The 14,912-nt window shown below is 67.9% G+C and carries 10 protein-coding genes; 5 read left to right on the top strand and 5 right to left on the bottom strand.

Annotation, left to right across the window (positions count from 1 at the left end):
* The first annotated feature begins 184 nt into the window (after window positions 1-184).
* On the top strand, window positions 185-997 hold the full coding sequence (locus tag ACFWF1_RS29275; RefSeq protein ID WP_379288265.1) for an MBL fold metallo-hydrolase: 813 nt from the start codon (window positions 185-187) through the stop codon (window positions 995-997).
* A 28-nt stretch (window positions 998-1,025) separates the two neighbouring features.
* On the opposite strand, the gene ACFWF1_RS29270 is transcribed toward ACFWF1_RS29275, so the two are convergent.
* Window positions 1,026-1,433, bottom strand: a complete 408-nt coding sequence (locus ACFWF1_RS29270; protein ID WP_379288267.1) for a nuclear transport factor 2 family protein — start codon at window positions 1,431-1,433, stop codon at window positions 1,026-1,028.
* 58 nt (window positions 1,434-1,491) lie between these two features.
* On the opposite strand from ACFWF1_RS29270, the gene ACFWF1_RS29265 reads away from it, so the two are divergent.
* On the top strand, window positions 1,492-2,073 hold the full coding sequence (locus tag ACFWF1_RS29265) for a TetR/AcrR family transcriptional regulator (protein ID WP_379288268.1): 582 nt from the start codon (window positions 1,492-1,494) through the stop codon (window positions 2,071-2,073).
* On the opposite strand, the gene ACFWF1_RS29260 is transcribed toward ACFWF1_RS29265, so the two are convergent.
* Entirely contained in the window at window positions 2,060-2,554 is a 495-nt protein-coding gene (locus tag ACFWF1_RS29260; protein ID WP_379288270.1) for an SRPBCC family protein, read from the bottom strand. The genes ACFWF1_RS29265 and ACFWF1_RS29260 overlap by 14 nt on opposite strands.
* 148 nt (window positions 2,555-2,702) lie before the next feature.
* The gene (locus ACFWF1_RS29255) at window positions 2,703-3,146 is read right to left on the bottom strand and encodes a hypothetical protein (RefSeq protein WP_379288272.1); all 444 of its coding nucleotides are present in this window, start codon (window positions 3,144-3,146) and stop codon (window positions 2,703-2,705) included.
* A 239-nt stretch (window positions 3,147-3,385) separates the two neighbouring features.
* On the opposite strand from ACFWF1_RS29255, the gene ACFWF1_RS29250 reads away from it, so the two are divergent.
* Complete coding sequence (locus ACFWF1_RS29250) at window positions 3,386-4,480, top strand: alpha/beta hydrolase family protein (RefSeq protein WP_379288273.1); 1,095 nt, start codon at window positions 3,386-3,388, stop codon at window positions 4,478-4,480.
* A 19-nt stretch (window positions 4,481-4,499) separates the two neighbouring features.
* On the opposite strand, the gene ACFWF1_RS29245 is transcribed toward ACFWF1_RS29250, so the two are convergent.
* Both ACFWF1_RS29245 and ACFWF1_RS29240 read right to left on the bottom strand, forming a co-directional pair.
* A complete protein-coding gene (locus tag ACFWF1_RS29245) occupies window positions 4,500-5,183 on the bottom strand; it encodes an alpha/beta fold hydrolase (RefSeq protein ID WP_379288274.1) in 684 nt (227 codons plus the stop codon).
* An 87-nt stretch (window positions 5,184-5,270) separates the two neighbouring features.
* Window positions 5,271-7,997 (bottom strand): LuxR C-terminal-related transcriptional regulator, encoded by a 2,727-nt coding sequence (locus ACFWF1_RS29240; protein ID WP_379288275.1) that lies wholly within the window; start codon window positions 7,995-7,997, stop codon window positions 5,271-5,273.
* Between the two features lie 383 nt (window positions 7,998-8,380).
* Between ACFWF1_RS29240 and ACFWF1_RS29235 the strand changes: the two genes are divergently transcribed.
* Window positions 8,381-13,831: a carboxyl transferase domain-containing protein gene (locus tag ACFWF1_RS29235; RefSeq protein ID WP_379288276.1), complete on the top strand. Its 5,451-nt coding sequence runs from the start codon at window positions 8,381-8,383 to the stop codon at window positions 13,829-13,831.
* Window positions 13,832-14,004: 173 nt separating this feature from the next.
* Entirely contained in the window at window positions 14,005-14,736 is a 732-nt protein-coding gene (locus ACFWF1_RS29230; protein ID WP_379322232.1) for a DUF2071 domain-containing protein, read from the top strand.
* Window positions 14,737-14,912: the final 176 nt, after the last annotated feature.

The following is a 14,912-nucleotide window of genomic DNA, read 5'->3' as shown; positions in this document are numbered from 1 at the left end:
TCCTGCTCGCCTCTTGGGCTGAATCGAGTCGGATATCACAGCGGGCGAACATATTTCGCCCGCTGCGAATCGCGGCGCCGGATGCCGCCGATCCTGCGGAGGGTATGGGCTGGTGGTTCGACTGCGGTGGGGTTCGGGGTGCGTGTAGAAACGGGGTGGGTGTGCTCGGCAGGATGAGGTGGATATGTGGAAGATCTGTCAGACGTGTGCGGTGGAGCACGAGGCTGGGGCCGAGGTTTGCCGTATCTGCGCTGATGAGCGGCAGTGGGTGCCTGCTGCCGGGCAGCAGTGGACAACGCTCGAGAAGCTCGTTGCGGCGGGGCACAGGGTGGTGGTGCGGGAGTTGGAGCCGGACATGTTCGGTGTGACGGTTGAGCCGGAGGTGGGGATCGGGCAGGAGTCGCATCTGGTGCGGACACCCGCAGGGAATGTGCTGTGGGACGTGACCGGCTATGTCGACGAGGATGCGGCGCGCCGGGTGCTCGAGCTCGGTGAAGTCGTCGCCATCGTGCCGAGTCATCCGCACCATTACGGCGTGCAGGTGGAGTGGAGCCGGGCGCTGGGTGGCGTGCCGGTGTATGTGGCCGAATCGGATCTGCAGTGGATTGCCCGGCCGGATCCGGTGATTCGGCCGTGGTCGGGGCGGCTCGAGCTGCTGCCGGGCGTTACCGTGCGCCAGTTGGGCGGACACTTCCAGGGCAGCGGCGTGCTGCATTGGGCGGCCGGGGCCGAGGGCCGCGGTGTGCTGTTCAGTGCGGACACCATTCACGCCAACCCGGATCGTAAATCGGTCGCGTTCATGCGTAGCTATCCCAACCGGATCCCGCTGTCCCCCGCCGTCGTGGAACGCGTCACGACAACCGCCGAAGAGTTCGAATTCGACCGCCTCTACGACAATTTCGGCAAAATCATCGACGGTGACGCGCGCGCCGCCATCCGCCGCTCGGCCGACCGCCACATCGGTTGGGTGCGTGGCGATTTCGACCATCTGACCTGAGAGCCGGACTCCGCCACCCGTGTTCGCGTCAGCGGGTGGCGGAGTCGGGGGTGAAACCCCAGCGGGCGGTGTCGGTGATCTGGACGAGGCGCGAAATCTGTTCGCCGCGAGTGGTGATGATGTGCGCGAAGGCGGCGTCGACCTCGGTGTCGCCACTGCGCGCCGGACCCCAGTAGCGGCCGAGTACCACCACGCGGTCGGGTCCGACAGCGAGGTATTCGCTGGGGTCGGCGTGGATGTCATAGATCTTGCCGAGCACGCCCCACATCCGATGAACCATGTCTTCGGGGCCGTGGTGCAGTCCCGCGACGCCGTGCGGCATGCCCGCGCTCATTTCGCCGACGAAATCGTCGGTCAGCAGTGCTTTGAGGGCGTCGGTATCCACCTTGGCCAGTGCGGCGTAGAGCTGTTCGGCGGTTTCTGTCGCTGTGTTCATGATTCCTCCCAGCTAGTATTAGAGAGTCATCTCTAATACTAGCTGTAGGATTGCTGATATGCCACGGCCTGCGATATACGACACCGATCTGCTGCTGGACGCCGCAGCTCGGATCGTCGCGACGGCGGGCGTGAGCGGCTTATCGGTCAAAGCGGTTGTCCGCGCATCGGGCGCACCGAGCGGATCGGTGTATCACCGTTTCCCCACCGGCGCGGCACTCAGCGGGGCGCTCTGGGTCCGCACACTCGAACGATTCCACGCCGGTTTGCTACCGCTGTTGGCCGCCGACGATCCGGTCGAGGCCTGCGTCGCCGCTGCCCGGTACGTACTCACCTGGTCACGGGACCACCCCGACGAGGCGCACGTCCTGCTCGCAGGCCCCGCCGCCTACGCACCGGACCGCTGGACCCCCGACCAAACCACCCGCAACGCCGAACTCGGCATGGCATTCCGTGACGCCATCACCACCGTCGCCCGGGGACTCGAACCAGCCGAACACACCACCGACAAGGTGGTCGTCGCCGTGATCGACCTCCCCTACTCCATCGTCCGGCGCTACCTCGGCATGAACACCGAAATCCCGTGCCACATCGAAGAACTCATCGCCACCTCGGCCCGCGCGATAGTCACTCCCCCGTGACGGCACCCTCGGCGATCTCCCTCGGCGGGATGCTGGCCTTTTCGGCTTCCAGCAACCCATTGATGTGATCTGCCAGCCAGACGACAGCGGCTTCCGACGCCTCGGCCACCCGATCGGTGAACGACACCGGGGTGTCGGCAACGCCGAGCGCACGATCAGGGTTGATCCATTGCTCTCGACTGAAGAGAGTCTCCGCACCACGTTCCTCGAAGGTGTATCGGAGCGTGGCATCGTGCCCGCAGTCGTACAGCATCACCCGCCACGGGCGCTCGTACTCGCGCACCTCCCAATAGAGGTGGAAGTCGATACCGTCGGTCACGCCGTGCTCATAGACGGCATCGCCCAACCGGAACGGGCGTTCGGTGACACCGCCGACCGAACGCGTATACGGGTGCCACTGCGGCCAGAATCTCGCCTGGGTGATCAGGTCGAAAACAGCCTCGATGGGGCCGTGCAGGAGAACCTCGAACCTTTCAGTCACGACGACCTCCTGAATCGGGGCAATGCCCAAAACGCGGCCTCGCTCAGCGGTCGATCAGGACACGCTGGACACGGTTCGGATATTCAACCACGCATAACGGTCGGCGCAGGGTGACGCCGGACACTCACTCCGGTGTAGCGCGGACCTACTACTTCCCGTCCTTGCGCTGCCCGATTTCTTTCGTGAGGGCGATGACGTCGGTCAGCAATTTAGGCGACTCGTTGCATTCGTCGGTGGTGACGCGCTTGCTGGTGCCGTCGCGGTAGGTGACGGTCACGGTGTAGAAGTACGAATCCCGGCAGTCGTTGGGGCCGGTGTAGGCGTCGGTCAGCGTCTGGAAGTCCGGGCTGCCGACCATGTCGAACAGGCTGCCGCGGCGCTCGTTCGCCACCTTGTCGTCGACGGTGTACAGCTGGTCGACGCCGGCGAAGCCGCCGGTCTGGTTCACCTCGACGCTCGTTGGCTGCGGATCGCTTGGCTTGGCCTGGGTTTCGCCGGTGCCGCCGCACGCGGCCGACGCGAGCAGCAGCGCGACCACGGCGGAAAGCAACAGCGGCTGCACGAGACCGCGGCGGAACCGAGATTCGCTCATAGCCGCACAGTATCGCGGCGGGCACGCCGAGACAATGCCGGCGCTCCCCAGTTGAACCCGGCGAAAGTTGCTGCTGTCGACGGCTTATCGGATCGTGAATCGAATCGACCATTTCCGAAGTCCGAAACAGACAAAGGCCAATTTAACAGTGGCAGTGGGCGATAGCGTGACGGGCAGGATTTCTGGGGGCTTGCGTCGTCACGGCCGACACCCCGCCCGCAACGGACCGCGGCACGGTGGTGAGCACGACTCCGGTCGCGCAGCTGTCGGCCGAGGACTTGGCGAAGTACTTCGCCTCGGGCAAGTTCGATACCCCGGTGCACAACGGAGTGGACGCGTATCGCGTCGACTACCGCACCGTCACTCCGACGGGTGCGCCGACCACCGCAAGCGGGCTGGTCATCCTGCCGCGCACCGAATCGCCGCGGCTACGCCTGGTCACCTTCGAGCACGGCACCCTCGTACTCAAGACTGACGCACCGTCGCGCAACAGCACGACCCGCCCCGACCAGGCCCGCGCACTCATGTTCGCGGCCGTCGGCTATGCCGCGATCGCGCCCGACTACCTCGGCCTCGGCGACGGCCCGGGAACCCACCCCTACACCCACGGCCCGTCCGAGGTCAGCGCGTCGGCCGACCTGGTGGCTGCCGCCAAAGACGTAGCAGCCCAACAGCATCGGGAGTTCGAGCGCGACGTACTCGTCACCGGCTTCTCGCAAGGCGGCCACGCCGCAACAGCATTCGGGAAGGCGCTCCAGGCGGGTGCGGTGCCCGGATTCGGTCTCGCCGCACTGGCACCGATCAGCGGCCCCTACGACGTGCAGCACGTCGAGACGCCCGCCGGACTCGACGGCCGGGTCGCACCGGCGTCGGCGGTGTTCTACTTCGCGTACTGGGTCACCAGCATGAACCGGATCTATCACCTCTACGACAACCCGGCCGAAGCCTTCCGAGAACCCTACGCCGACAAGGTCGACGGGCTCTTCGACGGCGAGCACGACGAGACCGCGATCAGCGCCGCCCTGCCCGCCACCCCTGACCAACTGCTTACGCCGGAGTTCATCGCCCTCGCCGAGAACCCGACCGGCGCCACCCTGAAGGCAATGACCGACAGCGACGGCACCTGCGATTGGACGCCGCGCATCCCGGTCCACCTCTACGCCGCCACCGGCGACCGCAACGTGGCCTTCGCCAACGCCGAACACTGCCTGCAAGCCCTGCACAGCGACAACGCCACCCTGCAGAACCTCGGCGATATCGACCACACCGCCACGGCCAAAACCGCACTGCCGCAGATCCTCACCTGGTTCCAGCAACAAGTACCTGCCAGCTGAGGACCTGCGGACGCCGCAGTTAAGCCGCTGCGCTGCGGATGATGTTCGCGACCACGTCCGGGCGAGACACGTACACCGCGTGGCTGCCGGGCGTCTCGACGACGGTCGCGCCGATCCGTTCGGCCATCGACGCCTGCGCGGCAGGCGGGATCATCTTGTCCTCGGTGACGTGCAGGTACCAGCTCGGCTTCAACCGCCAGGCCGCCTCGCTGATCGGGCCGCCCAGCGCCTCGAGACCCCACGGCACCTGGGAGTCGGCCAGGAACGCCGCGTCCTGCGCGGACAGGTCACCGGCGAACGACTCATGGAACTTCGCCCGGTCCAGGAACAGGTAGCCGTCCTGCGGTGGCAGGATCGGGGGCTGCGGGCCGTCCTGCGGGAAGGTGCCGAGGAGGGTGTTCACCGATTCGCCCTTGTCGGGCGCGAACGCGGTGATGTAGACGAGTGCGGCGACCTTGTCGTGGGTGCCCGCCTCGGTGATGACCGCGCCACCGTAGGAGTGGCCGACGAGGACGACCTCGCCCTCGATCTCGTCGAGGATCTGGCGCGTGGTCGCGGCGTCGTCGGCCAGCGACTTGGTCGGGTTCTGCACGACGCGCACGGTGAATCCGTCTTGGGTGAGGTTGTCATAGACCCCTCGCCATCCGGCCCCGTCCACGAAACCTCCGTGAACCAGGACGACTGTCTTGCTCTGCGCGCTCATACCGAGTCTCCTATGCAGTGAATTGCTGTTCGGCACAACCGAATCTAGTTTCCTGGTCGGAGCGGTGAATCCGTCAAATGACGTATATCAGCCGGGTTGCCTGCTCATCGCGTCGCGCAGCGCGCTGCGGGTGGTGATGCCGAGTTTCGGGAAGACGCGATGCAGGTGGGTGGACACCGTCCGCGCCGACAGGAACAGGCGCTCGGCGATCTCCTTGTTCGTCAGCCCGGAGGCCGCCAGTTCGGCCACCGCCAGTTCCTGCGGTGTCAACGCCGAGCCGCGAACGTCGGCGGGCGCGGAGTCGCCCGCCGCACGCATTTCCGCGCGTGTCCGTTCCAGCCACGGAATCGCTTGCAGCCGTTCGAAGGTTTGCGCCGCGGCGGTCAAATGGGTTCGGGCAGCGGCCGGTTCGCGCTCGCGGCGCAGGCGTTCGCCGTACAGCAGTTCGATTCGGGCGCAATCGAATACCCATCGATCATGGTCCGGGCCGGCAAGCGCTTCCTCGAACAAACTGCGCCAGTTGGGCGGATCGGTCACGGCGAGTGCGGCTTTGGTCAGCATCCGGAGCCTGCTGGAAAGCTCTGGCAAACCGGCCGCGACGGCGGCTTCGGCGTGGGCGCGCGCCTCCACTAACCGGCCGCTGCGGGCTGCGGCTTCAGTGAGATCGAGAACCAACCAGAGCGCGTGCGGTGTGTAGCGCGGAAAACTCCCCGGCGGGCTGACCGACGCCGCATGCCGGTACGCCACATCGAAACTCGACCGGCCCAGCGCGGACAGGCACCGAATATGCGACGAGTACCCGGCATAGGTGGCGAGGTGTCGCGGTGCGGCCCACAGCAGCAATTCCTCGGCGGCCAGCTCGGCGGCGTCGGTCCTTCCGCGGGCCGCGTCGACGAGTGCGCGCAGGAATTTGCCCGGCCCGGCGACCAGTGTGTAGCCGAATTCGGCGCACAGCTGCTGCCCCTCGTCGGTGACGTCGATCAGCTCGGCCCAGTCGCCTTCGAAGAAGTCGACCTGTGCGATCAGGAACAACGCTTCGATGGCTTTGGCGACCGCGCCGCCACTACGACCGTCGGTGATCACCCGCCACAAGGATTCGCGGGCCAGGCCGGCGCGATCGACATAGGCGGCGGCCGTTGCCACACGCACGATCCGCAGTGGATCTGCGGAGAAGCGCAGTCCGTCGAGCGCGTCGGTGAGCTGCCGCAACGCGGCCGGTATCGCCTCGACCGGATTGACGAAAACGTGGTGCAGCAACGACAGCGTGTCCGTCGGCTTCGGCTCGGCGAGCTCCAGCACCTCGCCGATGTCGTCCCACAGTTCTGGCCGTCCGCTGTAGAAGCCGACATACAGCAGCGTGTGCAGTGCCTCGACCATGGTGTCCGAGCCGGAATCGATGTCGTTCTTGTGCACCCGAATGGTGGCGAGCAGCAACCGGCTTGCGGTGTCGGCGTTGCCCTCGTCGTTGAGTAGCTGGGCCGCCGCGGCGACCGCCACTTCCAGCGACGGCGTCTCGCGAACCTCCGTGCGGTTCGCGTCCAGCAGCAGCCGCGAAGTGTCGGCGAGGTTGCCGGTGATCGACGCGCCGAGATAGGCCGCGCGGGCGGTGCGCCGGGCCCGATCGGACTCCGAGGTGCTCAACTCGGCGGCCCGCAGCATCGCGGCGGTCGCCCGCCTGCTGTCGCCGTGCCGAATCATCTGCTGCGACAACGATTCCAGCGAGGCGGCGATCTCACTGTCCGGACCGACCGCGGCCTGCCCGAGATGCCAGGCCCGGCGCTGCGGGTCCCTGGCGAAGGCCTCGGCGAGGATGCGATGGACCTCGCGGCGTTCCCCGCTCGTCGACTGCTCGATGACCGCCGCGCGGATGAGCGGATGCCGGAACTCGACCCGGCCGGTCCGTGGGTTCGTCCGGACGATCCCCGCGCGCTCGGCCGCCGGGAGATCGGCGATCCCCGCCGGTGTCGGCGCGCAGTCGTCCAGGGTCAGGCTGTTCTCGGCACCGGCGAGGATGACGAACAACAGCATCCGCCGCGTCCCGGCGGGCAACCCCGCGAGCCGATCGGCGAACATGCGCTGCAGCCGATCGGTCAGCGGCAAGACCGCAGGCAGGTTCGCGGGAGACGTGCCGTTCTCGAAGGCGGCGGGCAATTCGAGCAGCGCCAGCGGATTGCCGTGCGCGTCCGCGCGGAGGCGTCGGCGCACCCGCGCGGTCAGCGCCGGATACGCCGCGCGCAACAGTTCGTCGGAGTCGCTGTCGTCCAGCGGCGCCAGGTCGTGCACCCGGAAACCGCTGCGGGTGAACCCGTCGTCGGATTCCGCGCGCACCGCGACGAGCAGCCGGATGTCGCCGGTCCAGCGCCGGGCCGCGTAGCTCAGCGCCATCGTGCTGGACAGATCCAGCCACTGCACGTCATCGACGATCAGCAGCAGCGCGGTGCCCCGCTCCGCCGACGACCGCAGCAGTGCCAGCGTCGCCGCGCCCGCGATCAGCTGCGACGGCATCGGACCCGATGCCAGCCCCATGATCACGCGCAACGCGTCTCGATGCGCAACGCCGAGTTCATCGATGTCACTCATCAACGGATGCAGCAGCTGATTGAGCGCACCGAACTTCAGCTCGGCCTCATACTCGAGCGCCGCCGCCCGCAATACCCGCAGACCTTCGGCCGCGGCGATATCGGCGGCCATCTCCAGCAGCGCGGTCTTCCCGACGCCCGGTTCCCCGCGGAGAACCAATACCGGCTGGTCCCCGGCCTGTCCGAGGACGAACTTCGCAACCAGGTCACGCTCGACCGCACGACCGACCAACACGGCGACCAACACCCCCGCTCAACAGACTGATTATCGAGTTAACGCCACCGGCGAACCGAAATACAACCACTTCGCTCACCAATCGGACGGGCTGCGCGCCGGACCTCTGTCCGGTTCCGCCCGGAGGCAGCGGATCCGCAACCGAAGGCAGATACTGTTTCTACCCAATGTGATTCATCGACGCGACCGGCCCGATTCCGGACGCCGACCCGTCGGGCGAACCACATCCCGGACCCGCCGACCCCGGCTTCTCACACGCTACGGGCCGGTAACACCCGTTCGCTGTGCACATATTTGGATTAGAGGTGCACACTACGCGGGACCGTGAGTTGTAACCTTTCGCCCGTTGCTCGGGCCAGCTCTGGAGAGGAAGGAGTCGGCGAGTGTTCAGCCGCATCGCCATCGTGAACCGGGGAGAGGCCGCAATGCGCCTCATCCACGCCGTCCGAGATTTGGCCGCGGCAACCGCGCGTCCGATCGAAACCGTCGCCCTGTACACCGACGTCGACCGGAACGCGACGTTCGTTCGCGAGGCCGATATCGCCTATGACCTCGGGCCCGCGTCCGCGCGTCCGTACCTCGACCTGAAGGCACTCGAACAGGCGCTGGTCGCGACCGGCGCCGACGGGGCCTGGGTCGGCTGGGGTTTCGTCGCGGAAGACCCGGCGTTCGCGGAACTGTGTGAACAGATCGGCGTCACCTTCATCGGCCCCAGCCCGGATGCCATGCGCAAGCTCGGCGACAAGATCGGCGCCAAGCTGATCGCCGAGGAAGTCGGCGTGCCGGTCGCGCCGTGGAGCCGCGGCGCGGTGGAGACCGTGGAAGCCGCCATGACCGCCGCCGCCGAGATCGGCTACCCGCTGATGCTCAAGGCGACCGCCGGCGGCGGCGGGCGCGGTATCCGCGTGGTCACCAACGACGAAGACCTCGTCGACGCCTACGAACGCACCCGGCAGGAAGCCGCGCGCGCGTTCGGCAGCGGCGTGGTGTTCCTGGAACGACTGGTCACCGGCGCCCGGCACGTCGAGGTCCAGGTGATCGCGGACGGCCAGGGCACCGCGTGGGCGCTCGGCGTGCGCGACTGCTCGGTGCAGCGGCGCAACCAGAAGGTCATCGAGGAGTCGGCGTCACCGGTGCTGAGCGCCGAGCAGGCGGCCGAGCTCAAGGCCTCGGCCGAGCGGCTGGCCATCGCGGTCGATTACCGCGGCGCGGCGACCGTCGAGTTCCTCTACCACCCCGGCGACCAGCTGTTCGCGTTCCTCGAGGTGAACACCCGCCTGCAGGTCGAGCACCCGATCACCGAGTACACCACCGGTTTCGACCTCGTCCGGGCGCAGCTGCACGTGGCTTCCGGCGGCCGGCTCGAGGGCGAGATGCCCATCGAGCGCGGGCACGCCATCGAGGCCCGCCTCAACGCCGAGGACCCGGACCGCGACTTCGCGCCCGCCCCCGGCCGCATCGCGCGGCTGAATCTGCCTGCGGGCCCTGGCATCCGGGTCGACACCGGCGTCAGCGAGGGCGACACCATCCCGGCCGACTTCGACTCGATGATCGCCAAGATCATCGCCTACGGCAGCGACCGCGAGCAGGCGCTCGGCCGGCTGCGCCGGGCCGTCGCGCAGACCAGGGTGATCATCGAGGGCGGTGCGACCAACAAGAGCTTCGTGCTCGACCTGCTCAACCAGCCCGAGGTGATCGACGGCAGCGCCGACACCGGCTGGATCGACCGCGTCCGCGGCGAAGGCAGGCTCGTCTCGCATCGGCACTCCGCCATCGCGCTGGCCGCGGCCGCCATCGACGCCTATGAAGAGGACGAGCGGGCCGAACAGCATCGGCTGCTGTCCACCGCTTCCGGCGGGCGACCGCAGGTGCAGCACGAGAGTGGCCGACCGCTCGATCTGAAGCTGCGCGGCGCGAGCTACCGCGTGCGCGTCGCGCGGATCGGCGCGCACCGGTTCCGCATCGGCGTCGAGGCGAGCGGCGACATCCGTACTGCCGACGTCGATTTGGAGCGTTTCGACCGGCACACCGGTCAGATCATGGTCAACGGCACCCGCTACCGCCTGACCACCGGCACGCACGGACCGGTGCACCTCGTCGATGTCGACGGCGTGACCCATCGGATCAGCCGCGACGAGGGTGGCGTCGTCCGCTCCCCCGCGCCCGCGCTCGTTGTCGCGACGCCGCTCGAGGTCGGTGCCGAGGTCGAGGCAGGCGCGCCGGTCCTCGTGCTGGAGAGCATGAAGATGGAAACGGTGCTGCGTGCGCCGTTCAAGGCCCGGGTCAAGGAATGCGCCGTCTCGGTCGGCACCCAGGTGGAGACCGGTGCACCGCTGCTGTGGCTCGAGCCGCTCGGCGATGCGGACGAGGCAGAGGCCGAGGCGGTCGGGACCGTCGAGCTGGACCTGCCCGTCGGTCCCGCGCAGGTGCAACCGCACGAACGCACCACCCGCGGTCAGGAAGACCTGCGCAGCCTGCTGCTCGGTTACGACGTCGACCCGCACGACGACAGCCGTGTGCTCAGCGACTACCTCACCGCGCGTCGGGCCGCCCTCGCGGACGGTCGCAGGCCGCTCGCCGAGGAACTCGAACTCATGCAGGTGTTCGCCGACCTGGCCGAGCTGAGCCAGAACCGCTCGTCGGACGAGGACGGCAGCCAGAGTCACGTGCACAGCGCGCGTGAGTACTTCCACACCTACCTGCAGAGCCTCGACGTCGAGCGGGCCGGGCTGCCGGAGTCGTTCCAGGCCAAGCTCGCCAACGCGCTCGCGCACTACGGCGTCACCGAGCTGGAACGTTCGCCCGAGCTCGAAGCGGCGGTCTTCCGTATCTTCCTCGCGCAGCAGCGTCCGTCCGACACCGTCACTGTCATCACCACGCTGCTGCGTGAGTGGCTGCAGGAGCCGATGCCGGATCGCGCGTTGCGCGAGCCGGTCGGCCTCGCGTTGGAGCGGCTGGTGGCGGCGACGCAGATTCGCGTCCCCGTGATCGCCGACCTCGCGCGCGGCCTGGTGTACGCCTGGTACGGCCAGCCGCTGCTGCGGCGCAACCGTGCCCGGGTGTACACGAACATCCGTAAGCACCTGCGCCACTTGGACGCTCAGCCGGAGTCGGCCGATCGCGCCGAGCGCATTTCCGACATGGTGCGCAGCACCGAGCCGCTGGTGCGGCTGCTCGGTCAGCGGTTGGTGCGCGGCAATCAAGACAACACGGTGATGCTGGAGGTGCTGACCCGTCGGTACTACGGCAACAAGGGCCTGGCCGGTGTGCGGACCCACGAGGTCGGCGGCTGTACCTTCGTGATCGCCGAGCGGCGTGGTCTGAGCCTGGTGTCCGCGGCGGTGCGCTTCGACGCGCTCGACACCGCGTTGCGCGGGCTGAAGGAACTCGCCAGCGGTGCCGCGTCCATCGACGCCGACATCTACCTCAGCTGGGAAAACCAGCCTGCGGACTTCGACGCGATGGCGGCGAAGCTGCACGAGGTCCTCGGTGCGTACACGTTGCCGAGCCAGGTGCACCGGATCACCGTCGCGGTCGCCGGTAGCGGCGGCGCGGTGATGCACCACCACTTCACCTTCCGTCCGTCGGCCACCGGCATGGTCGAGGAGCGACTCATCCGCGGCCTGCACCCGTACATCGCTCAGCGGATGCAGATGCAGCGGCTGCGCAAGTTCGACCTCACCCGGCTGCCGTCCTCCGACGACGAAGAGGTGTACCTGTTCCGCTGCGTCGCCAAGGAGAACCCCGCGGACGAACGTCTTATCGCGTTCGCGCAGGTCCGCGACCTGGCCGCGCTGCGTGAGCAGGACGGCAGGCTGCTCGCGCTGCCGACCGCCGAGATCGCCATCGCGACCTGCCTCGACTCGATCCGCCGGGCCCAGTCGCTGCGGCCGTCGGCCAATCGGTTCAACACCAACCGCATCGTGATGTACATCTGGCCGCCGATCGACGTCACCCCGGCCGAGCTGGAAACCGTTGTCCGGCATGTGCGTCCGACGACAGCGGGCGCCGGGCTGGAGGAGATCCTGCTCATCGCCCGCCAGCGCGATCCCAAGACGGGCGAGCTCACCAAGGTCGCCCTGCGGATCGGCTTCGACGCCACCGAGGTGACCGTCGGCGAACGCTCCGACGAGGTGGTCGAGCCGCTCGACGAGTACCGGCAGAAGGTGCTGCGCGCCAGCAGCCGCGGCACCGTGTACCCGTACGAGTTGACCGGTCAGCTCGGCGAATTCGCCGAATACGACCTCGACGCGAACCACGCGCTGGTGCCGGTCGATCGGCCCAAGGGACGCAACACCGCGGCGATCGTGGCCGGTGTGGTCAGCACGCCGACCACGCAGTATCCCGAGGGTGTCACCCGGGTGGTGCTGCTCGGCGATCCGACGAAATCGCTTGGCGCGCTGTCGGAACCGGAATGCCGCCGGATCATCGCGGCATTGGATCTCGCGGAGCAGATGCGGGTGCCGCTGGAGTGGTACGCGCTGTCCTCCGGCGCCCGGATCTCCATGGAGTCCGGCACCGAGAACATGGACTGGGTGGCGGCCGCGCTCAAGCGGATCGTCGAATTCACCCAGGACGGCAGCGAAATCAACATCGTGGTCGCGGGCATCAACGTCGGCGCGCAGCCGTACTGGAACGCCGAAGCGACGATGCTCATGCACACCAAGGGCATCCTGGTGATGACGCCGGACTCCGCGATGGTGCTCACCGGCAAGCAGGCGCTGGACTTCTCCGGTGGTGTCTCGGCCGAGGACAACTTCGGTATCGGCGGCTACGACCGGGTGATGGGTCCGAACGGCCAGGCGCAGTACTGGGCGCCGGATCTGGCCGCGGCGCGCGACGTGCTGATGTCGCACTACGACCACACCTACATCGCACCCGGCGAGCAGGGGCCGCGCCGGTCGCAGTCGAGCGATCCCATCGATCGCGACGTCTCCGACTTCCCGCATGCGTTGGCGGACAGCGACTTCCGGACCGTCGGCGAGATCTTCTCGGCCGCCGCGAACCCGGATCGCAAGAAGCCCTTCGACATTCGGTCCGTCATGCGGGCCGTCTCCGACCAGGACCACCCGGTGCTGGAGCGCTGGGCCGGCATGGCCGACGCCGAGACGGCCGTGGTGCAGGATGCGCACCTCGGCGGTATCCCGGTGTGCCTGCTCGGCATCGAGTCGCGGGGCGTGCCGCGGCGCGGGTTCCCGTCCACCGACGGGCCGGACACCTACACGGCGGGCACGCTGTTCCCGCAGTCGTCGAAGAAGGCCGCGCGGGCGATCAACGGGGCCAGCGGCAATCGTCCGCTGGTCGTGCTCGCCAACCTGTCCGGCTTCGACGGTTCACCGGAATCGATGAAGAAGCTGCAGCTGGAGTACGGCGCCGAGATCGGCCGTGCCATCGTGAACTTCCAAGGGCCCATTGTGTTCTGCGTGATCTCGCGGTACCACGGTGGCGCGTTCGTGGTGTTCTCGAAGCAGCTGAACCCGAATATGACCGTGCTGGCGCTGGAGGGTTCGTTCGCCTCGGTGCTCGGTGGCGCACCGGCCGCCGCGGTGGTGTTCGCGGGCGACGTCAACCGGCGCACCGCGGCCGATGCGCGGGTGCGGGACCTGGCGGCGCGCGCCGCGAACGCGTCCGGCACCGACCGGGCGACGCTGACCGCCGAGCTCGACGAGACTCGGTCGTCGGTTCGCACGGAGAAGCTCAGCGAGGTCGCCGCGGAATTCGACAAGGTGCACAACATCCACCGTGCGGTCGAGGTCGGTTCGGTCGACGCGGTGATCAGCGCCGCCGAGCTGCGGCCGCGGATCATCGAGGCGATCGAGGCGCGACTGCCCTGATGATCGTGTGAGTTCGCCGGCAACGGCGGGTTCGGCCTTCGGGCCGGGCCCGCCGTTGTCGTCTGCGACGAAGCTCTCGGTGCTTCGCCGAGCGATGCGTATTACGGTCGAGTTCAGAGGGAATCGGCATCCAGCGCAACGGTGCGGCCGACTCCGGAGGGAGGATTCGCGACATGATGCCGCAAATTTCGAGCGTTATCGAGAGACGACTTTTGGTCAATTACCGAGTGGCGCCCGAGGTTGTGGCAGGCCTGTTACCGGCGCCGCTGCGACCGCAGTTGGTCGGCGACTGGGCGGTTGCCGGGATCTGCCTGGTTCGGCTCGGTCAGGTCCGCCCGGTCGGGCTGCCCGGCTCGATCGGTGTGCGCAGCGAGAACGCGGCGCATCGGATCGCGGTCGAATGGGATGGTCCGGACGGAGTCGAGAGTGGTGTCTACATTCCGCAGCGGGACAGCGGATCATCGCTGAATGTGCTGCTCGGCGGGCGCGTGTTCCCCGGCGTGCACAGCTTGGCTCGGTTCGACGTCAAGGAAAGCCAGCACGACCTGCACGTCGCATTCACCAGCCAGGACAACACAACCCAGGTCAGTGTGGATGTACACACCGTCGATGAGCTCGACGGCAGCGAACTGTTCCCCGACCTGGCCACGGCCTCAGAGTTCTTCCGCCAGGGTTCCGTCGGCTTCTCCGCCAGCCGCGACGGCCACCGCCTCGACGGCCTCGAACTGAACACGGCCCAATGGCAAGTGCGCCCAGCACATGCCACCGCCGTCCGGTCCACCTACTTCGAGAACCAGACCCGATTCCCCAGTGGCAGCGCAACTCTCGACTGCACACTGCTCATGCGCGACGTGCCCGCCACCTGGCGCGTCACCGCGCCGATGCGGATACCCGCCATAGCCTGACCTCCCCCGCCAAGGTGCCTCGCGACCGCCCCCTCTCTCGGGCCCCGCACTCTCTCTCGGGCCCCGCACTGGCTATAGGGCCCTATTTCGAGTGCAGATTCCGAGTGAAGGTGCAGATTCTGCCGTCGGCGTGGCGAGTTGGCGGCCGGGCACCGGCTATGTGAGCCGCGCACCCT

Source organism: Nocardia sp. NPDC060255 (assembly GCF_042727395.1).
Taxonomy (GTDB): domain Bacteria; phylum Actinomycetota; class Actinomycetes; order Mycobacteriales; family Mycobacteriaceae; genus Nocardia.
Note: the sequence above shows the minus strand (reverse complement) of the source record. Positions and strands in the feature narration are given on the sequence as shown.